This is a genomic window from Pseudomonas sp. ML2-2023-6 (assembly GCF_037055265.1).
Lineage (GTDB): Bacteria > Pseudomonadota > Gammaproteobacteria > Pseudomonadales > Pseudomonadaceae > Aquipseudomonas > Aquipseudomonas kulmbachensis.
Genome location: NZ_CP146347.1, coordinates 4105713 through 4124526 on the forward strand (window position 1 = coordinate 4105713; position 18814 = coordinate 4124526).

The following is an 18814-nucleotide window of genomic DNA, read 5'->3' on the forward strand; positions in this document are numbered from 1 at the left end:
GCGACCACAGGAACACACCACTACAATAAAAATGACCGAGGTGTTGCATGTCCGATTTAACCGAACCGCGCATACCCGCCATATCAGCCCCGCCCCCCTTGGCGCGGCTACCCTTGTTGCAATTGATTCTGGTCGGTTTGCAGCATGTACTGCTGATGTACGGCGGCGCCGTTGCCGTACCGTTGATCATCGGACAGGCCGCTGGTTTGAGTCGCGAAGAGATCGCCTTTCTGATCAACGCCGACCTGCTGGTCGCCGGGGTCGCCACTATCGTGCAGTCGATGGGTATCGGCCCCATGGGCATTCGCATGCCGGTGATGATGGGCGCCAGTTTTGCAGCCGTTGGCAGCATGGTGGCGATGGCCGGGATGCCGGGTATCGGCATGACCGGGATTTTCGGCGCGACTATTGCCGCAGGCTTTTTCGGGATGATCATTGCGCCGTTCATGTCCAAGGTGGTGCGTTTTTTTCCACCCTTGGTCACCGGCACCGTGATCACTTCGATTGGCCTGTCACTATTCCCCGTCGCGGTTAACTGGGCCGGTGGTGGCAGTGCTGCTGCGCAGTTCGGTTCACCGGTGTACCTGGCTATCGCGGCATTGGTGCTGGGCACCATCTTGCTGATCAACCGTTTTATGCGCGGTTTCTGGGTCAATATCTCGGTGCTGATCGGTATGGCTTTGGGCTACGTGCTGTCCGGCGCCATTGGTATGGTTGACCTGTCCGGCATCGACAACGCGCCCTGGTTCCAGATTGTTACGCCGCTGCACTTCGGCATGCCGGAGTTCCACTTGGCGCCGATCCTTTCCATGTGTCTGGTGGTAGTCATCATTTTTGTCGAATCCACCGGGATGTTCCTGGCGCTGGGCAAAATCACCGGCCAGGAAGTCACCCCACGCATGCTGCGTCGCGGCCTGTTGTGTGATGCCGGGGCGTCGTTCCTCGCCGGCTTTTTCAACACATTTACCCACTCCTCCTTCGCTCAAAACATTGGTCTGGTACAGATGACCGGCGTGCGTTGCCGCTCGGTGACGATCATGGCGGGCGTGTTTCTGATCACCCTGAGCCTGCTGCCCAAGGCGGCGTACCTGGTGGCCTCGATTCCACCGGCGGTATTGGGCGGCGCAGCCATCGCCATGTTCGGCATGGTTGCGGCAACTGGAATCAAGATCCTGCAGGAAGCCGATATCGCCGACCGCCGCAATCAGTTGCTGGTGGCCGTCAGTATCGGCATGGGCCTGATCCCGGTGGTGCGCCCCGAGTTCTTCGCCCACCTGCCACTGTGGATGGGACCCATCACCCACAGCGGCATCGCCATGGCCGCCGTCAGCGCGGTGTGCCTGAACCTGATGTTCAATGTACTGGGTGGCGCCGGACGCACGGCCATGAGCGGGCATGTGCATCAGCATTGAAGCTGACTGAGCCCCTGCTCGCGATGCAAACGATGCGGTAAATCTGAACGACCGCATTGATGCCATCGCGAGCAAGCTCGCGCCCACAGATTCACCAGCTTCTGAAACAACACAATAATAAAAAGGGAGTTACCCATGAACTGCAAACACTGGGGCGTCACGCTCGCGGGTGGGATTTTGGCTGCCGGTCAGGCAATGGCCGGAGATCTGTTTTTGTGGCAAACCAACAGCCTGACTTACCTCTACGGCAAAAATTTCGAGATCAACCCTTCGATCCAGCAAACCGTCACTTTCGAACATGCCGACAAGTGGAAGTACGGCGACAACTTTCTGTTTGTCGATCGCATTTTCTACAACGGCAAGGATGACCCCAACAAAGGCCCACACACCTACTATGGTGAGTTCAGCCCGCGCCTGTCGTTCGGAAAAATCTTCGACCAAAAACTTGAGTACGGCCCGATCAAGGACGTCCTGCTGGCCATGACCTACGAGTACGGCGAAGGCGACAGCGAGGCGTACTTGATCGGCCCGGGGTTTGATCTGGCGGTGCCGGGGTTTAACTACTTCACCCTGAACTTCTACCGTCGACATACCGAAGGCCCGCGCCCTGGAACAGGGGTCTGGCAGATCACTCCGTCGTTTTCCTACACAATCCCGATGGGACGCTCCAACCTGCTGATCGACGGTTACATGGACTGGGTGGTCGACAACGACCAGAACTCACGCGGCACTTACCACGCCAATCTGCACTTCAATCCGCAGATCAAATATGACCTGGGCAAAGCCCTGAATCTGGGTGAAAAACAGCTGTATGTCGGGATTGAATACAGTTATTGGAAGGACAAGTACGGCATCGACAGCAGCAGCCGTCTGGACACCAACCAGAACACCGCCAGCGCCCTGATCAAAGTCCACTTCTAAGTTAAATGTTTGTGCACCCACTGTTCATGCTCGCCTTGAGCGTTAACAGAGCGCTTGAGTGCAGACGCCTGAGCCAGTATTCTCCGCGCCCGCTCAAGCGCCAGTACTGTTTTAAAGCTGACTTCAGAGCCAGCTTTATACCTTTAAATCAAAGGTTTACTGACTGTTTTAAAGCACGGATCAAGGCGCCATCACAGAGCGCCACGTTCTGACTACTGCACAACTTTTTACTTTTTTGGAGCTAACCGAATGAAGCGCACACTTACCAGCCTGATGCTTGCGGGGAGCATGTTGGGCGGTCCTGCGGCAGTCGCCGGCGACCTGTTGCAATGGCAAACCAACAGCCTGACTTACTTGTACGGCAAGGACTTTCAAGTCAATCCAAAGATTCAGCAGACCGTCACCTTCGAGCATGCTGACAGTTGGAAGTACGGTGATAACTTCTTCTTCCTCGACCGCATTTTTTACAACGGCAAAGAAGACGGCAACGTTGGCCCGAACACCTATTACGGTGAATTCACCCCACGGTTGTCGTTCGGCAAGATTTTCGATCAGAAGTTTGAGTTTGGCCCGATCAAAGACGTGTTGCTGGCCATGACCTACGAGTTTGGCGAAGGCGACACCGAGGCCTACCTGATCGGCCCGGGTTTCGACCTGAACGTGCCAGGCTTTGACTACTTCCAGTTGAACTTCTACCAGCGCTTCCCGGAAGGTAATCGTGCAGGCAAAGGCGTATGGCAGATTACCCCGGTGTGGGCCTACACCCTGCCCCTGGGCAACTCCGATGTGCTGATCGACGGCTACATGGACTGGGTGGTCGACAATGACCAGAACGCCCGTGGCACCTACCATGCCAACCTGCACTTCAATCCGCAGATCAAATACGACCTGGGCAAGGCCTTGAGCTGGGGCGCCAAACAGTTGTATGTCGGCGTGGAATACGACTACTGGAAAAACAAGTACGGCATCGAAGACAGCGGTTCATTCAAGACCAACCAGGACACCGCGAGCCTGTTGGTCAAGTACCACTTCTGATGCACCGGCCTCAGCCGCGTTATCGCGCCTGAGGCACTTGCAGCAAACCCCGCAGCATCAGGTCCAGGCTGTCCAGCGCAGCCGCCAGACGCTGTGGCGGGTTGTCAGCCTCGGCAATCCAGAACGACGCATCCATCAAACCACCCTGAATCAGACGCGCCAGCGCCTCGGGATCGGTGCGTTGAATCACCTGGGTGTCCATCAAGCCTTGCAGCATTGACGCCATCGACAAGCAGCACACCGATTGGGTGTTCTGTACGTATTGCGAGCCCAGTACCGAGGGCGCATCACGCAACAGAATGCGCTGCACTTCAATTTCCAGGGCCATTTCCAGATACAACCGGCACTGATCCCGAAACCCTTGCCACTGGCTCTCGGCCTGCTCAAGAACCTGCGCCAACTGCGCGTCCAGTTCGGCATCGATCTGCTGGGCCACCGCCTGAAACAACCCCTTCTTGTCACCAAAGTGGTGATACAGCGCACCACGGGTCAAGCCCACCGAGGCCGTCAACTCGTCCATCGAAGTCTGGGCGTAACCCACCGAACCGAAGGCCAGCCGAGCAGCCTCAAGCAGCTTGCCACGGGTTTCTTCGATCATTTGCGACCGCGCTTTGGGCGCCATGCCTGCCACCTTTATTTTGAGATACACGACGTATGTTAATTGACATACGCCGCGTATGCGTATATTTCTACATACGCCGCGTATGTGGCCGCTGCCGCAGGCTACGATAAGGGCCGAAGGACCTTCAACAACGAGGTCGCTTCGCAACCCATCGCAGCCTGCGGCAGCGGCTACAGACTGCGGTCCACCTTTTGTTGCGGAGCTTGTATGGCTAACCCTTATCGCGAGATTTTCAGCGCCCCCGGCACCAAGGCTTTCAGCGGCGCGGGCCTGATCGCACGGATGCCAATTTCCATGGTCGGCATCGGCATCATCACCATGCTGGCACAATTGCACGGCTCGTACTGGCTGGCAGGCGCCGTGGCCGCAACCTTTGCCCTGGCCATGGCCCTGCTGGCGCCGCAAATCTCGCGCTGGGTCGACCGCTACGGCCAGAGCCGCGTACTACCGGGCGTCACCGTCATTGGCGTCAGCGCATTGCTGGGCTTGCTGCTGTGCAGCCACTTCGGCGCGCCAGACTGGACGCTGTTTGTTTTTGCCGCACTGTCGGGCTGCATTCCCAGCATGCCAGCGATGGTGCGGGCACGCTGGACCGAGCTGTATCGCGGCTCCCCCAAATTGCACACCGCGTTCTCGTTCGAGTCTGTGCTCGATGAAGTGAGTTTTATCATCGGCCCGCCAATTTCCGTGGGCCTCAGCGTGGCGCTGTTTCCGCAGGCCGGGCCGCTGGTGGCAGCCATCCTGCTGGCAATCGGCGTCACCGCGTTTGTGCTGCAACGCAAAACCGAACCACCGGTACACCCGCGCAGCAACGAGCACGGCGGCAGCGTCTTGCAGCAGGGTGCCGTGCTTATCTTGCTGATGGCCCTGCTGGGCCTGGGGACGATTGTGGGCACTGTGGATGTGGTTAGCGTCGCCTTTGCCCAGCACCAGGGCCAACCCGCCGCTGCAAGCATCGTGCTCTCGGTATATGCCCTGGGGTCGTGCGTGGCCGGGTTGGTGTTCGGTACGCTCAAATTGAACATGCCGCTGCCCAAGCTGTTTGTGCTGGGCGCACTGGCCACCGCGATCACGATGGTGCCGCTGATGTGGGTCGACAGCATCACCACACTGGCCGTCGGAATGCTGTTTGCCGGGCTGTTTTTCGCCCCGACCCTGATTACCGCCATGGGGTTGGTGGAAAATATCGTCCCGCCCGCCAAACTGACCGAAGGCCTGACCTGGATGATTACCGGCCTGGGCATGGGGGTTGCCCTCGGCGCAGTGGTCGGCGGCTGGGTAATCGACGCTTACGGCGCCCAGACCGGGTTTACCGTGTCGCTGGCAGCCGGGGGCGGCATGTTGCTGTTCGCCGTGCTGGGTTATCGCCTGCTGCAAAACAGCACGTCGCCGCGCCCCCTGGCGGCATGACGGCTTAGCCTTTGACTGCGCGCCACACCTTGCTCACGCCTGTGACCACAGCCAACACCAGCGCCCCGACGATGATGCCGCCCACGGCGTTGAGCAAGGTCGGCACAATGGCCGATACCACGCCCAGCCATTGCGCGCTGTTTTGCGCCACGCCTTCGACCCAGTGATGAAGCGCGGGCACGCCGTGGGTCAAGATCCCGCCGCCGACCATAAACATCGCGGCCGTGCCGATCACCGTCAGGCTTTTCATCATGTAAGGTGCGGCGCTCAACACGCCACGGCCAAAGCTGCGCTGAAAACGCGGCCATGCCCCGTCACCGGTCTTGCGGCTCAGGTACAGGCCGCCATCATCGAGCTTGACGATGCCACCCACCACGCCATACACGCCGATTGTCATCACAATGGCGATCCCCGACAACACCACCACTTGCTGTATCAACGGCGACTCGGACACGATCCCCAAGGTGATGGCAATGATTTCGGCGGACAGAATGAAGTCCGTACGCACGGCGCCCTTGACCTTGTCCTTTTCAAAGGCCGCCAGATCGACGTCAGCCCCGGCCAGGGTGTCCTGCAACGCCTGGCGCTCGCTCTGAGCCTCGGCCTTGTTGTGCATAAAGGAATGGGCGAGCTTCTCAAAGCCCTCAAAGCACAAAAAAGCACCGCCCACCATCAACAGCGGCGTCACGGCCCACGGTACAAATGCGCTTATAGCCAGTGCTGCGGGCACCAGGATCAACTTGTTGCGAAACGAGCCCTTGGCCACGGCCCACACCACCGGCAACTCCCGGTCGGCGCGTACGCCAGACACCTGCTGGGCGTTGAGCGCAAGGTCATCGCCCAGCACCCCTGCGGTTTTTTTGGCGGCCACCTTAGTCATCAGTGCGACGTCATCGAGTACTGCGGCGATATCGTCGAGCAACATCAGCAAGCTACTGCCAGCCATAGAAAAACATCCTTTGAGTTTGAATGGACACAAGCATAGCGCGTGCCAGCCCGAAAGCTGCAATCTTGAGCCACTTGCAAGCCCGGTGCTACCATGCCCGACCGCCACAGTCGGCAAGGACATATCGGGTTTATGAGCAGTATCCGCGAGCGTAATAAAGAACTGATTTTGCGTGCCGCCAGCGAAGAGTTCGCTGACAAAGGTTTCGCCGCCAGCAAAACCAGCGATATCGCGGCCAAGGCAGGCGTGCCCAAGCCCAACGTCTACTACTACTTCAAGTCCAAGGAAAACCTCTATCGCGAGGTGCTCGAAAGCATTATCGACCCGATTCTGCGGGCTTCGACGCCGTTCAATGCCGATGGCGAACCGAACGAAGTACTGAGCAACTACATCCGCTCAAAAATCCTCATCTCCCGCGATCTGCCGTTTGCGTCCAAGGTGTTTGCCAGTGAAATCATGCACGGCGCCCCGCACCTGAGCGAAAAACAGGTCGAGCAGCTGAACGTCCAGGCCAAACACAATATCGACTGCATCCAGATCTGGATCGACCGTGGCCAGATAGCACCTATCGACCCGCATCACCTGATGTTCAGTATCTGGGCCGCGACCCAGACCTACGCCGACTTCGACTGGCAAATCTCCGCCATCACCGGCAAGGCCAAACTCGACGACAGCGACTACGAAGCGGCGACACAGACCATTATTCGGCTGGTGCTCAAGGGTTGTGAACCGGACCGGTAGACCGAGCAAGGGCCTTCGCGAGCAGGCTCGCTCCCACCCTACCCGCGGTAACGAGCTTGCTCGTGAAGGTATTTTCCCAGACACATCAAGCTAAAAAACTGCCCATCTGTGTTGCCCTTACAGGGCTAGCCTTTTCATGACTTATTTGTGAAAGGGCAAAGGAATGCCGTCTCTCGCTGCCTCACACCGCCTGCGCATAGGCCGTTATTCTGAGCAGAATCGAATTTATCTCCTGAGTACCAATACGCGCTGTAGAGAACCGATTTTCAATGACTTTGCTTTGGGCCGATTGGTTGTCGCGTAATTTCGCGCCGCGCAAGACCAAGGTTTTGCTGACTCGCTGGCTTGGGTCGTAATGCCCGATCACTTTCATTGGTTGATCGAGTTGCGCCGTGGGACGCTGAGCGGGTTGATGCAAAGAACAAAGTCTTTGAGTACCAAAGTGGTGAACCTGTCGAGCGTTCGCAAGATAAGCCTTTGGCAGAATGGCTTTCATGATCGTGCATTAAAGCGAGAAGAGGATTTGGTGAAAATTGCTCGTTATGTTGTCGCAAACCCATTGCGAGCGGGGCTGGTTGAGAAGCTGGGCGATTATCCGCTGTGGGACGCTATCTGGGTTTGACTGGGTACTTCGCGAGCAGGCTCGCTCCCACAGTCAAGGGATCACTGTGGGAGCGAGCCTGCTCGCGAAGGCGGTCAATCATTTACCAAAAATCAGGCCACCACTCCCGCATCCGCCCGCAAGCCCAGAGCCTCTACCGCGCTGATCGCGCACTGTTCGTCGATATCCGAAGTATCGCCACTGATGCCAATCGCGCCGACCACTTGCCCCGACTCATCGAGAATCAACACGCCTCCCGGTGCAGGCACCACGTCGCTCTGACCCATGCCGTTCAGAGCGGCAAAAAACGCCGGGCGCTGCTGTGCATCCAGCGCCAGCAAACGCGACCCCTTGCCCAAGGCAATTGCGCCCCAGGCTTTACCAATCGCAATGCTGGGGCGCAACAGGCTGGCGCCGTCTTCGCGCTGCAACGCCAGCAAATGCCCGCCACTGTCGAGCACCGCCACCGTCAGCGGTGACGCGTGAATTCCGCGCCCCACGCCAAGGGCTTGAACGGTCAGTTCTAAAGCGACTTTCAAGGTTAAAGCACTCATGGTTGCCATCCTTATCTTGTTATGGAAAGCCTTTCGCACGCCTTTTAACGCGCCTTCTATGAGATCAATAGAACACAATAATAAATTCTTTTGTATACAATTTTTATCTTCATAAAATTCAATACCCGCACATAAAGCCTGAATACAGGGCACATCAGCGATCAGGCACTGAATCGATAAAAGCCATTGACCTGCACGCCGGAGGATGAATACACTCGCTCAACAGCCATTTGTATACAATTACAAAACGTAAGAGGCACAAAACAATGAGCAAAATGAGAGCAATCGAAGCCGCCGTTCTGGTGATGCGTCGCGAAGGTGTCGATACCGCGTTCGGCATCCCGGGCGCTGCCATCAACCCGCTGTACTCGGCCCTGCAAAAGGTCGGTGGCATCGATCACGTCCTCGCTCGCCACGTCGAAGGCGCCTCGCACATGGCCGAGGGTTACACCCGCACCAAGGCCGGCAATATCGGCGTGTGCATCGGCACCTCGGGGCCTGCGGGTACCGATATGGTCACCGGCCTATACAGTGCCTCGGCCGACTCGATCCCGATTCTGTGCATCACCGGCCAGGCGCCACGGGCGCGGATGCATAAAGAAGACTTCCAGGCTGTCGATATCACCACCATCGTCAAACCCGTCACCAAGTGGTCGACCACTGTGATGGAACCAGGCCAGGTGCCTTATGCCTTCCAGAAAGCCTTTTACGAAATGCGCTCCGGCCGCCCTGGCCCGGTGCTGATCGACCTGCCGTTTGATGTGCAAATGGCTGAAATCGAATTCGACATCGACGCCTACGAACCGCTGCCACTGGCCAAGCCTGCAGCTACCCGGCTCCAGGCCGAAAAAGCCCTGGCCCTGCTCGATCAAGCCGAGCGCCCGCTGCTGGTCAGCGGTGGCGGCGTGATCAATGCCGACGCCAGTGACCTGCTGGTGGAATTCGCCGAATTGACCGGTATCCCGGTGATCCCGACTCTGATGGGCTGGGGCACCATCCCCGACGATCACCCGCTGATGGTGGGTATGGTCGGTCTGCAAACTTCGCATCGTTATGGCAACGCCACCCTGCTCAAGTCCGATGTGGTACTGGGCATCGGCAACCGCTGGGCCAACCGTCACACCGGCTCGGTCGACGTCTACACCGAAGGCCGCAAGTTCATTCACGTTGATATCGAACCCACCCAGATCGGCCGCGTGTTTAACCCGGATCTGGGCATCGTTTCCGACGCAGGTTCCGCACTCAAAGTGTTCCTTGAAGTGGCCCGCGAATGGAAAGCCGCTGGCAAACTGAAAAACCGCAGTGCCTGGCTGCAAGACTGCCAGCAGCGCAAAGCGACCCTGCACCGCAAGACCCACTTCGACAATGTGCCGGTCAAACCGCAGCGCGTGTACGAAGAAATGAACCAGGTGTTTGGCAAAGACACATGCTACGTAAGCACCATCGGTTTATCGCAGATTGCCGGTGCGCAATTCCTGCACGTGTACAAGCCTCGACACTGGATCAACTGCGGCCAGGCCGGACCTTTGGGCTGGACCATTCCGGCAGCGCTGGGCGTGGTCAAGGCTGACCCGAGTCGCAATGTAGTGGCGTTGTCCGGCGACTATGACTTCCAGTTCATGATCGAAGAACTGGCCGTCGGCGCACAGTTCAACCTGCCGTATATCCACGTCGTGGTTAACAACTCCTACTTGGGACTGATTCGTCAGGCGCAGCGTGGTTTTGAAATGGACTACTGCGTGCAGTTGGCGTTCGACAACCTCAACGCACCTGAACTCAATGGCTATGGCGTTGACCATGTCGCCGTCGTTCAAGGTTTGGGCTGCAAGGCCTTGCGTGTGTTTGAACCGAGTGAAATCCAGCCTGCCCTGCGCAAGGCCCAAGAGCTGATCAAGGAATTCCGTGTGCCCGTGATGGTAGAAATCATCCTGGAGCGCGTGACCAATATTTCGATGGGCACCGAAATCAACGCCGTCAATGAGTTTGAAGATCTGGCGTTGGTGGGTAACGATGCACCGACTGCCATTTCGATGCTGGATTAATTGACCGCCCCTTTCCTTCATGGAGAGGGGCCACCTATTTGCAGGAGTTCACCATGCCGCGTTTTGCCGCCAACCTGTCCATGCTGTTCACCGAACAGGATTTTCTTGTCCGTTTTCAAGCGGCTGCCAACGCTGGTTTCCATGGCGTTGAATATTTGTTCCCTTACGACTACAGCTCTGCCGAGATCAAGGCACAGCTCGACGCTAACAAGTTGACTCAAGTGCTGTTCAACCTGCCAGCGGGTGACTGGGCCAAGGGTGAGCGCGGAATTGCCTGCCACCCGGATCGGGTTGAAGAGTTCCGCGCCGGGGTCGATCTGGCCATTGCCTACGCGCAAGTGCTGGGCAACGACCAGATCAACTGCTTGGCCGGGATTCGCCCACAAGGCGCAGACGAGGCACTGATCGAAAAAACCTTTGTCAGCAACCTCAAGTACGCCGCCGATAAGTTGCAGGCGGTGGGTATCAAGCTGGTGATGGAGTCGATCAACACCCTCGACATTCCGGGCTTCTACCTGAACAACACCAAGCAGGCACTGGCGATCCAGGAAAAAGTCGGCAGCACCAACCTGTTCCTGCAGTACGACATCTACCACATGCAAATAATGGAGGGCGATCTGGCCCGCACTATGCAAACGCACCTGCCCCAGATCAACCATATCCAGTTGGCCGACAACCCCGGCCGTCACGAACCGGGCACTGGCGAAATCAACTACCGGTTCCTGTTCGAGCACCTGGACCGCATTGGTTATCAAGGTTGGGTCGGCTGCGAATACAAGCCGCTGACCAGCACCGAAGCTGGCCTTGTGTGGCTCAAGAGCCATAACGCGGTGTAACAGCAACACACAAAACCCTGTAGCAGCTCTGCGTCCGGCGGCGAAGCCGTCGCAAACCCGGTGATCGCCATTCAACTGATGCACCGCGTCAGCTGATTTTACGACGGCTTCGCCGCCGGACGCAGCCTCGTTCCTTCGGCAGCTGCTACGGGCAATCCAAACAGCTCCAATAAAAACAAGAGAATTTGTCATGGCTAAAATCGGATTTATCGGCACAGGCATCATGGGTTCGCCTATGGCCAGCAACCTGCAAAAGGCCGGGCACAGCCTGTTCCTGTCGACCCATCACGGCGCGGCACCGGCCGATCTGATCGCTGCAGGCGCGATTGCCCTGGCCAGCCCGCGGGAAGTTGCCCAGGAAGCCGAATTCATCATCGTCATGGTGCCCGATACCCCACAGGTCGAAGACGTGCTGTTTCGCGAAGACGGCATCGCCGCTGGCCTGAGCCCGAACAAGGTAGTGATCGACATGAGCTCGATCTCGCCGACCGCGACCAAGGCCTTCGCTGAAAAAATCAACGCCAAGGGCGCGCAATATCTGGATGCCCCAGTGTCCGGCGGTGAAGTCGGCGCCAAGGCTGGCACGCTGAGCATCATGGTCGGCGGCGACGAAAAAACCTTTGCCCGCGCCCTGCCCCTGCTTCAGAGCATGGGCAAAAACATCACCTTGGTCGGTGGCAATGGCGACGGTCAAACCGCCAAGGTGGCGAACCAGATTATCGTCGCCCTGAATATTCAGGCGGTAGCTGAAGCGCTGGTATTTGCCGCGAAAAACGGCGCCGATCCGGCCAAGGTTCGCGAAGCACTGATGGGCGGTTTTGCCTCGTCGAAGATCCTCGAAGTTCATGGCGAACGCATGATCAAGGGCACTTTCGACCCGGGCTTCCGTATCAGCCTGCACCAGAAAGACCTCAACCTGGCCCTGGCCGGTGCCCGTGAGCTGGGGATCAACCTACCCAACACCGCCAATGCCCAGCAAGTGTTCAGCACCTGCGCAGCCATCGGTGGCAGCAACTGGGACCACTCGGCGCTGATCAAGGGCCTGGAACACATGGCCAATTTTTCGATTCGCGACCAATAAGCCCACCGGCCTCCCCTCTTTCGGGATACCGGGATACCTGTAGTCGCTGCCGAGGCACGAAGGCTGCGAGTTCTTGATCATGCAGGGAGCCAATCAAGAGCTCGCAGCCTTCGTGCCTCGGCAGCGACTACCAGGTAACAATCATGAGTTCACACCCCTGTCCCGACTGGGCGACTGCCCTGTGCGCCGGTTTCAGCCAGATATTCCTCCAGCGTCATCCCTTGTGCGGTGTGTTGTGCTTGCTGGCGATTCTGATCAGCGCCCCAACCCTGCTTGGTGGCGCTTTGCTGGGAGGGATTGCCGGGCTCCTGACCGCGCAACGCCGCGACTACCCCAAAGCCGAGCGCCAAGCGGGCCTCTACAGTTACAACGGGATCTTGCTGGGGTTACTGTTGAGCCACCATCTGGAATGGTCGGCCCTACTGCCCTTGCTGATCATTGCCAGTGCCGGATCTAGCACGATACTGGTTCACCAGTGGCTCAAACGCGCCAGCCACGGGCAAAGCCTGTTGGCCTATACCGCGCCATTCGTGGGTATCGGCTGGATGTTGCTGCACCTCAACAACACCCCGACCCCGTCCTTGAGTCCCGAACAGGCAGTCAACAGCCTGGCGCTGATACAGGCCCTGTTCAAAGGTGTTGCTCAGGTCATGCTGTTACAGCATCCGATTGCCGGGCTGCTGATTGTGATCGGCCTGTGGGCCAGCAGTTGGCGGGCTGCTCTGTGGGCCATTACGGGTTCGTTGGCCGGTCTGTTATTCGGCCTGTACCAGCAGGATACGGCGGCAGCACTGAGTGGGCTCACCGGCTACAACCCGGTGCTCGCGGCGCTGGCCCTAAGCCAGCAACGACGCCGAGCCTGGCTGCCACTGGTCGGCATCATCGTCACTTTGCTGCTCACACCCGGTTTTACCGCCCTGGGCCTGGCGCCATTAACCGCACCGTTTATTCTCGCTTGCTGGCTGGTACACGCCAGCGTGCGGATATTCAGCCCCGCCATACCGGATGCTGAAGAGCAATGCAGGTTGCGCATTGAGCGTTAATACTCGAACCTTCTGACATTTGGGCATCGAGCAACCTGCATGGATAACAATGATTGGCGCCAACGGCTTTACGTCATGGTCTTTCAGGCCGACACCGCCGCCGGGCGCCGTTTCGACACCGCACTACTGCTGATCATCCTGTGCAGCCTGGTGGTCGTGGTGCTCGACAGCATCAACAGCATTCACCGCGACTACGCCGATATGCTGGCGTATATCGAATGGGGCTTCACCTTTGTTTTTGCCATCGAGTACGGCCTGCGTCTGTATTGCTCGCCCAAACCGCTGCGCTACGCCTTCAGCTTTTATGGGTTGGTGGATTTGCTGGCCATCGTGCCGGGGATCCTGGCGATCTACTACAGCGACGCGCAGTACCTGCTGATTATCCGCATCATCCGTATGCTGCGCATTTTTCGCATCCTCAAGCTGCGACCCTACCTGAGCCAGGCCAACTACCTGCTCGCGGCCCTGCGGGGCAGCAAGCAAAAAATCATCGTGTTCCTGGTCAGTGTCTCGACTCTGGTCACGGTGTTCGGCAGCCTGATGTATGTGGTTGAAGGCCCGGAAAACGGCTTTACCAGCATTCCGGTAAGTATCTACTGGGCCATCGTCACCCTGACCACCGTCGGCTTTGGTGACATAGTGCCCAAAACTGTACTGGGGCAAGTTATCTCGGCCATGGTCATGATCACCGGCTACTCGATTATTGCCGTGCCTACGGGCATCTTCACCGCCGAACTGGCCAACGCCATGCGGGGTGAACAACTCAAGCACGACTGCCCGACCTGCAAGAAGAACACTCACGAACCAACGGCAGCTTTTTGTTCCCGTTGCGGCAATGCTCTCTTTACGAAAAAGGCATAACCACAGTACTTTTTAATCTTTTAAGGACTATGCGCCAGCGGCTATAGTTGCTGGCAATTTGCCCCTACTGCTCCCTATAACAAGGAATGCTCAGTGAAAAAATTCTTTAGCGCCTCCATTCTTGCCGCTGGCCTGGCCCTTGGCAGTGTCGCTCATGCGGCCACCCCACCGCCGCTGCTGAACGTGTCCTACGACGTGATGCGTGACTTCTACAAAGACTACAACGCAGCATTCCAGAAGCACTGGGCGCAAGAGCACAACGGCGAAAAGCTCAACGTACAAATGTCCTTCGGCGGTTCCAGCAAACAGGCGCGTTCGGTAATCGACGGCCTGCCGGCTGACGTGATCACCATGAACATGGCCACCGACATCAACGCCCTGGCCGATAACGGCCAGCTGGTTCCGGAAAACTGGGTGACCCGCCTGCCCGACAACAGCGCGCCGTTCACCTCGGCCACTGTGTTTATCGTGCGCAAAGGCAACCCCAAAGCCCTGAAAGACTGGCCAGACCTGCTCAAGGACGGCGTACAGGTGATTGTGCCCAACCCGAAAACCTCGGGTAACGGCCGCTACACCTTCCTTTCGGCCTGGGGCTATGTGCTGAAAAACGGCGGTGACGAAACCAAGGCCAAGGACTTTGTCGCCAAGCTGTTCAAGCAGGCTCCGGTACTCGACACCGGCGGCCGCGCAGCCACCACGACCTTTATGACCAACCAGATCGGCGACGTGCTGGTAACGTTCGAGAACGAAGCTGAAATGATCGCCCGCGAATTTGGCCGCGACCAGTTCGAAGTGATCTACCCAAGCGTATCGGCCGAAGCCGAGCCGCCCGTGACCGTGGTCGACAAAGTGGTAGACAAAAAAGGCACCCGCGCCACTGCCGAAGCCTATTTGAAGTACCTGTGGTCGCCTGAAGGCCAGGAAATTGCCGCCAAAAACTACCTGCGTCCACGGGACAAGGCAGTGCTGGCCAAGTACAACGACCGCTTCCCGAAAGTCGAATTCCTGTCGGTTGAAAAAACCTTCGGCGACTGGCGCGACGTGCAGAAAAAGTACTTCAACGACGGTGGCGTATTCGACCAGATTTATAACGGTCAATAACACCCGCCTCCTGTGGGAGCAACTGTCTTGCTCCCACAGGGATTTACTCGTAGCAGCTGCCGTAGGAACAAGGCTGCGTTCGGCTGCGTAGCAGTCGTAAAACCAAGCGACTCGTTGTTTCAGGTGTACCGTGCTTGCCGGGTTTACGACGACTTCGTCGCCGGACGTAGCCTCGTTCCTACGGCAACTGCTACGCAACACGTCAAGCTGTACATACACCCAGTAAAAACACTTGCCCTCGCGCCTATCTCTGCCCATGCTGTGCACCTTCTGCGCAGCATGAATGAGTTAAGCGATGCGGCTGTTTCTGTGTGAAAAACCCTCCCAGGCCAAAGATATTGCCGCCGTGCTCGGTGCCAGCCGACGCGGTGATGGCTGCTGGGTGGGCCCCAATGCCACCGTCACCTGGTGCATCGGCCACCTGCTCGAAACCGCCCCGCCCGATGCCTACGACGAGCGTTACAAGCGCTGGGTGCTGGCCGACCTGCCGATCATTCCCGAAAAATGGAAAATGCGCGTCAAACCCAAGACCGCCAGCCAGTTCAAGGCCGTCAAGCGCCTGCTCGGTGAAGCCAGCGAACTGGTGATCGCAACCGACGCCGACCGTGAAGGCGAGATGATCGCCCGCGAACTGGTCGAGCATTGCCGTTATCGCGGCCCCATCCAGCGCCTGTGGCTCTCGGCCCTGGACGACGCTTCCATCCGCAAAGCCTTGGGCGCCCTCAAGCCTGGCAGCGAAACCTTCAACCTCTATCATTCAGCGCTGGGGCGCTCGCGAGCCGACTGGTTGATCGGCATGAACATGAGCCGCCTGTTCACCCTGCTCGGGCGCCAGTCCGGCTATCAGGGCGTATTGCCAGTGGGCCGGGTGCAAACCCCGACCCTGCGTCTGGTGGTCGACCGTGATCGCAGCATCAGCGACTTTATTCCCGTGGCCTACTGGGCCATTGATGTACAACTCAAACATGACGCGCAGTTGTTCACCGCGCAATGGCGCGCCGACCCCGACACCTGCGACGACCAGGACCGCTGCCTCAATCAGGCCCATGCGCAGCAAGCCGCAGCGGCGATAAACAGCGCCAGGGTTTGCAAGCTGCGCACCGAGCGCATGCGCGAAGTCGCACCGTTGCCGTTCGATCTGGGCACGCTGCAAGAAGTGTGTTCGAAAAAGCTCGGCCTCGGCGCCCAGGAAACCCTCGACATCGCCCAGGCGCTGTACGAAACCTACAAAGTCGTCACCTACCCGCGCAGCGATTGCGGCTACCTGCCGCAAAGTCAGCACAGCGAAGCACCGTCGATTCTGGCGGGATTGCAGCAGGCCGACCCGGCACTGGGCCCCTTGGCCGGGTATCTGGACCCACAGCGCCGCTCACGAGCCTGGAACGACGCCAAAGTCAGCGCCCACCACGGCATCATTCCCACAGCAGCTGCGAAAAACCTGGAGCGCCTGAGCGGTAAACATCGCGCGGTGTATACCTTGATTCGCGCACGCTACCTGGCGCAGTTCCTGCCCAACCACGAGTACGACCGCACCCAGGCCGACTTCGACTGCGCAGGGCAAAACCTGCGCGCCGTGGGCAAGCAGATCGTCGAACCCGGCTGGAAGCGCGCCCTGCCCGAAGCCCTGGCCCCCGCCAAAGGTCGCGAGGCACCGGCACCTCAACCCTTGCCGATATTGCGCGAAGGTCTGGATTGCGCGATTGCGGCGGTTAACCTCAAGGACCTGTGGACCCAGCCGCCCAAGCCCTTCACCGAAGGCGACCTGATCAAGGCGATGAAAAACGTCGCCAAACTGGTGCAGGATCCGCTGCTTAAGCAAAAGCTCAAGGACACCACCGGCATCGGCACCGAAGCTACCCGCGCCGGGATCATCCAGGGCTTGCTGGATCGCGGCTACCTGATCAAAAACGGCAAGGCCTTGGCTGCCACGCCACCAGCCTTCAGCCTGATCGACGCCGTGCCCCGCGCCATCGCCGACCCCGGCACCACGGCTATCTGGGAACAGGCACTGGACATGGTGCAAAGCGGCGAAATGACCCTCGACATATTCGTCGCCAAACAGGCGGCATGGATGAGCAAACATATCGAGCGTTGCAGCGCCATGACCATGACCATCAGCGGCCCGGCCAGCCCGGCAGGCACGGCGCCTGCCTGGAAAAAGAAACGCAAGGCTGCAACAGGCAAGGCAAAGCCAAAACGGGCGGTGAAAGCCAAAGGGGCATGAATGTTAAAGCGTGAGCTGCCCCGAAATACAGGTCACAGCCGCACCGCCCACCCAGATATCGTCGCCAATCTGCTCGATAGATACCCGCCCCGCACGCCCCATGGCCGTGCCCTGACTGACTACATAGCGCGTCGGGGCCAGGCCGTCCGCAATCAGCCACTGCGCCAGCCCGGCATTCAGGCTGCCAGTGACCGGGTCTTCGGGCATGCCTTCACCGGCGCAAAATGCGCGCACTTCAAACTGCGCTTCATCACCATCGCGCTCGGCGTTCCAAGGCGCGACCACGCCAATGGACAGGCCCAGCAACTGTGCGTAATCAGGGTTCAAAGCCAGCACCTGCTCCCGGTCGCGTAGCATCAGCGCCACCCAGCCGGGGCCGTTGTCGACCCAACGCGCCAGCGCAACAGCCTGAGACTCGATACCCAGGCCACGGCAGAGGCGTTGCAGCAGTGCATCTTCGACGGCGCCAGCACGCAACAAAGGCGGCGCTGTAAATGCCAGTTGCCCAGCATTGCGGCGAATTCGGATCAAGCCCGCGCTGCACTCCTGAACGATCTCTTCACCCTTGGGCTTGCCCCCGGCTTCCAGCCAGGCATGGCAACTGCCCAGCGTCGGATGCCCGGCAAATGGCAGTTCTTTCAGGGTGGTGAAAATGCGCAGGCGGTAATCGGCTTCGGGGTTTTGCGGTTTCAGTACAAAGGTGGTTTCGCTGAGGTTGGTCCAGCGCGCAAAGTCGGCCATCTGCGCATCGGTCAAACCGTCGGCGTTCAAAACCACAGCCACCGGGTTGCCTTTAAGTACAACTGTGCTGAAGACATCAATTTGCTTGAATTCAAATAGGCTCATGGCCGGCTCCTGATAACGATCAGAAGCACCCTACACAGTTTCGATATATCTGAAAATAAAACGGCGACCCTAAGGTCGCCGTTGAACGTTACTTGAACTGCCGACTCAATCCCGGCGGTACGCCGCTGATATCGGTGTCTTCCCACGGCCCGCTGGGGCTGACCGAGCGGCTCCAGCCGTTGTCCCAGCGATAGTAGGCGCGCTGACGGTAGAAGACGTTGGTCTGGTCATCCAGCACGTACACGCCCATGCGCGCATCCCAATGGCTCGGCCCGCCCGGCGGCGGCGCGAAGGTGGCCGAGGTCCGCGGTAACGGCTTCGGCGCCTTGGGGATGGGCATGTCAGGCAGGGGTTTGCCGGAGGGCTGGGGCGACGGCTGCGGCATCGGTGTGGATGGCGCGCTCGGTTCGTAAGGCTGATGAACCGCACAGGCGCTCAAGCCTAAAACCACGCTGAGCAGGGTAATGCGTGCAAGTGGACTCATGAAAATGTCTCTATTGATAGTGATGAACCTGTCGCCGCTGCCGCAGGCTGCGAT

The 18814-nt window shown here is 58.6% G+C and carries 17 protein-coding genes and 1 pseudogene; 13 read left to right on the forward strand and 5 right to left on the reverse strand.

Features of this window, described 5'->3' with window-relative positions; all coding sequences use genetic code 11:
* The first annotated feature begins 47 nt into the window (after window positions 1-47).
* From V6L79_RS19100 to V6L79_RS19110, 3 genes are all read left to right on the forward strand, one after another.
* Window positions 48-1412, forward strand: coding sequence for a nucleobase:cation symporter-2 family protein (locus V6L79_RS19100; protein WP_261738874.1), 1365 nt, complete (start codon window positions 48-50; stop codon window positions 1410-1412).
* A gap of 135 nt (window positions 1413-1547) precedes the next feature.
* Window positions 1548-2333, forward strand: coding sequence for an outer membrane protein OmpK (locus V6L79_RS19105; protein ID WP_261738875.1), 786 nt, complete (start codon window positions 1548-1550; stop codon window positions 2331-2333).
* Between the two features lie 249 nt (window positions 2334-2582).
* Window positions 2583-3368 (forward strand): outer membrane protein OmpK, encoded by a 786-nt coding sequence (locus V6L79_RS19110; protein WP_261738876.1) that lies wholly within the window; start codon window positions 2583-2585, stop codon window positions 3366-3368.
* Between the two features lie 19 nt (window positions 3369-3387).
* Here V6L79_RS19110 and V6L79_RS19115 read toward each other — a convergent pair whose 3' ends face one another.
* Window positions 3388-3990, reverse strand: coding sequence for a TetR/AcrR family transcriptional regulator (locus V6L79_RS19115; protein ID WP_261738877.1), 603 nt, complete (start codon window positions 3988-3990; stop codon window positions 3388-3390).
* A gap of 207 nt (window positions 3991-4197) precedes the next feature.
* Here V6L79_RS19115 and V6L79_RS19120 point away from each other — a divergent pair, with 207 nt between their 5' ends.
* Complete coding sequence (locus tag V6L79_RS19120) at window positions 4198-5400, forward strand: MFS transporter (RefSeq protein ID WP_321833869.1); 1203 nt, start codon at window positions 4198-4200, stop codon at window positions 5398-5400.
* A gap of 4 nt (window positions 5401-5404) precedes the next feature.
* Here the strand turns inward: V6L79_RS19120 and V6L79_RS19125 are convergent, their stop codons facing one another.
* Window positions 5405-6346, reverse strand: a complete 942-nt coding sequence (locus V6L79_RS19125) for a DUF808 domain-containing protein (RefSeq protein WP_338579346.1) — start codon at window positions 6344-6346, stop codon at window positions 5405-5407.
* A 132-nt stretch (window positions 6347-6478) separates the two neighbouring features.
* Here V6L79_RS19125 and V6L79_RS19130 point away from each other — a divergent pair, with 132 nt between their 5' ends.
* Complete coding sequence (locus tag V6L79_RS19130; protein WP_261738922.1) at window positions 6479-7087, forward strand: TetR/AcrR family transcriptional regulator; 609 nt, start codon at window positions 6479-6481, stop codon at window positions 7085-7087.
* Between the two features lie 163 nt (window positions 7088-7250).
* Window positions 7251-7709: pseudogene (locus V6L79_RS19135) on the forward strand (REP-associated tyrosine transposase).
* A 92-nt stretch (window positions 7710-7801) separates the two neighbouring features.
* Here V6L79_RS19135 and V6L79_RS19140 read toward each other — a convergent pair.
* Window positions 7802-8242, reverse strand: a complete 441-nt coding sequence (locus V6L79_RS19140) for a heme-binding protein (RefSeq protein WP_338579347.1) — start codon at window positions 8240-8242, stop codon at window positions 7802-7804.
* Between the two features lie 266 nt (window positions 8243-8508).
* Between V6L79_RS19140 and gcl the strand changes: the two genes are divergently transcribed.
* The 7 genes from gcl to V6L79_RS19175 all read left to right on the forward strand — a co-directional run bounded on the left by gcl (window position 8509) and on the right by V6L79_RS19175 (window position 17430).
* Window positions 8509-10284, forward strand: a complete 1776-nt coding sequence (gene gcl, locus V6L79_RS19145; RefSeq protein WP_321833876.1) for a glyoxylate carboligase — start codon at window positions 8509-8511, stop codon at window positions 10282-10284.
* Between the two features lie 53 nt (window positions 10285-10337).
* Window positions 10338-11120 carry a hydroxypyruvate isomerase gene (gene hyi, locus V6L79_RS19150; protein WP_321833878.1) on the forward strand — a complete coding sequence of 261 codons (783 nt, stop codon included), beginning with the start codon at window positions 10338-10340 and terminating at the stop codon, window positions 11118-11120.
* A 190-nt stretch (window positions 11121-11310) separates the two neighbouring features.
* Window positions 11311-12201 (forward strand): 2-hydroxy-3-oxopropionate reductase, encoded by an 891-nt coding sequence (locus V6L79_RS19155; protein ID WP_338579348.1) that lies wholly within the window; start codon window positions 11311-11313, stop codon window positions 12199-12201.
* A 143-nt stretch (window positions 12202-12344) separates the two neighbouring features.
* Complete coding sequence (locus tag V6L79_RS19160; protein ID WP_261738928.1) at window positions 12345-13244, forward strand: urea transporter; 900 nt, start codon at window positions 12345-12347, stop codon at window positions 13242-13244.
* Between the two features lie 39 nt (window positions 13245-13283).
* The gene (locus V6L79_RS19165; protein ID WP_261738929.1) at window positions 13284-14105 is read left to right on the forward strand and encodes an ion transporter; all 822 of its coding nucleotides are present in this window, start codon (window positions 13284-13286) and stop codon (window positions 14103-14105) included.
* 93 nt (window positions 14106-14198) lie between these two features.
* Window positions 14199-15206 carry a sulfate ABC transporter substrate-binding protein gene (locus V6L79_RS19170; protein WP_261738930.1) on the forward strand — a complete coding sequence of 336 codons (1008 nt, stop codon included), beginning with the start codon at window positions 14199-14201 and terminating at the stop codon, window positions 15204-15206.
* A gap of 295 nt (window positions 15207-15501) precedes the next feature.
* Window positions 15502-17430 carry a DNA topoisomerase III gene (locus V6L79_RS19175; protein WP_338579349.1) on the forward strand — a complete coding sequence of 643 codons (1929 nt, stop codon included), beginning with the start codon at window positions 15502-15504 and terminating at the stop codon, window positions 17428-17430.
* 3 nt (window positions 17431-17433) lie between these two features.
* Here V6L79_RS19175 and V6L79_RS19180 read toward each other — a convergent pair whose 3' ends face one another.
* Together V6L79_RS19180 and V6L79_RS19185 are read right to left on the reverse strand one after the other, a co-directional pair.
* Window positions 17434-18276, reverse strand: coding sequence for a PhzF family phenazine biosynthesis protein (locus tag V6L79_RS19180; RefSeq protein ID WP_338579350.1), 843 nt, complete (start codon window positions 18274-18276; stop codon window positions 17434-17436).
* A gap of 88 nt (window positions 18277-18364) precedes the next feature.
* A complete protein-coding gene (locus V6L79_RS19185) occupies window positions 18365-18760 on the reverse strand; it encodes a hypothetical protein (protein WP_261738933.1) in 396 nt (131 codons plus the stop codon).
* Between the last annotated feature and the right edge of the window lie 54 nt (window positions 18761-18814).

Excerpts from the sequence above, each read along its gene's own strand:
- hyi (WP_321833878.1), top strand. The coding sequence starts at position 10,338 with ATGCCGCGTTTTGCCGCCAACCTGTCCATGCTGTTCACCGAACAGGAT.
- V6L79_RS19185 (WP_261738933.1), bottom strand. The coding sequence starts at position 18,760 with ATGAGTCCACTTGCACGCATTACCCTGCTCAGCGTGGTTTTAGGCTTG.
- V6L79_RS19175 (WP_338579349.1), top strand. The coding sequence starts at position 15,502 with ATGCGGCTGTTTCTGTGTGAAAAACCCTCCCAGGCCAAAGATATTGCC.
- V6L79_RS19125 (WP_338579346.1), bottom strand. The coding sequence starts at position 6,346 with ATGGCTGGCAGTAGCTTGCTGATGTTGCTCGACGATATCGCCGCAGTA.
- V6L79_RS19160 (WP_261738928.1), top strand. The coding sequence starts at position 12,345 with ATGAGTTCACACCCCTGTCCCGACTGGGCGACTGCCCTGTGCGCCGGT.
- V6L79_RS19130 (WP_261738922.1), top strand. The coding sequence starts at position 6,479 with ATGAGCAGTATCCGCGAGCGTAATAAAGAACTGATTTTGCGTGCCGCC.
- V6L79_RS19180 (WP_338579350.1), bottom strand. The coding sequence starts at position 18,276 with ATGAGCCTATTTGAATTCAAGCAAATTGATGTCTTCAGCACAGTTGTA.
- V6L79_RS19110 (WP_261738876.1), top strand. The coding sequence starts at position 2,583 with ATGAAGCGCACACTTACCAGCCTGATGCTTGCGGGGAGCATGTTGGGC.
- V6L79_RS19115 (WP_261738877.1), bottom strand. The coding sequence starts at position 3,990 with ATGGCGCCCAAAGCGCGGTCGCAAATGATCGAAGAAACCCGTGGCAAG.
- V6L79_RS19100 (WP_261738874.1), top strand. The coding sequence starts at position 48 with ATGTCCGATTTAACCGAACCGCGCATACCCGCCATATCAGCCCCGCCC.
- V6L79_RS19120 (WP_321833869.1), top strand. The coding sequence starts at position 4,198 with ATGGCTAACCCTTATCGCGAGATTTTCAGCGCCCCCGGCACCAAGGCT.
- V6L79_RS19165 (WP_261738929.1), top strand. The coding sequence starts at position 13,284 with ATGGATAACAATGATTGGCGCCAACGGCTTTACGTCATGGTCTTTCAG.
- V6L79_RS19140 (WP_338579347.1), bottom strand. The coding sequence starts at position 8,242 with ATGAGTGCTTTAACCTTGAAAGTCGCTTTAGAACTGACCGTTCAAGCC.
- gcl (WP_321833876.1), top strand. The coding sequence starts at position 8,509 with ATGAGCAAAATGAGAGCAATCGAAGCCGCCGTTCTGGTGATGCGTCGC.
- V6L79_RS19155 (WP_338579348.1), top strand. The coding sequence starts at position 11,311 with ATGGCTAAAATCGGATTTATCGGCACAGGCATCATGGGTTCGCCTATG.
- V6L79_RS19105 (WP_261738875.1), top strand. The coding sequence starts at position 1,548 with ATGAACTGCAAACACTGGGGCGTCACGCTCGCGGGTGGGATTTTGGCT.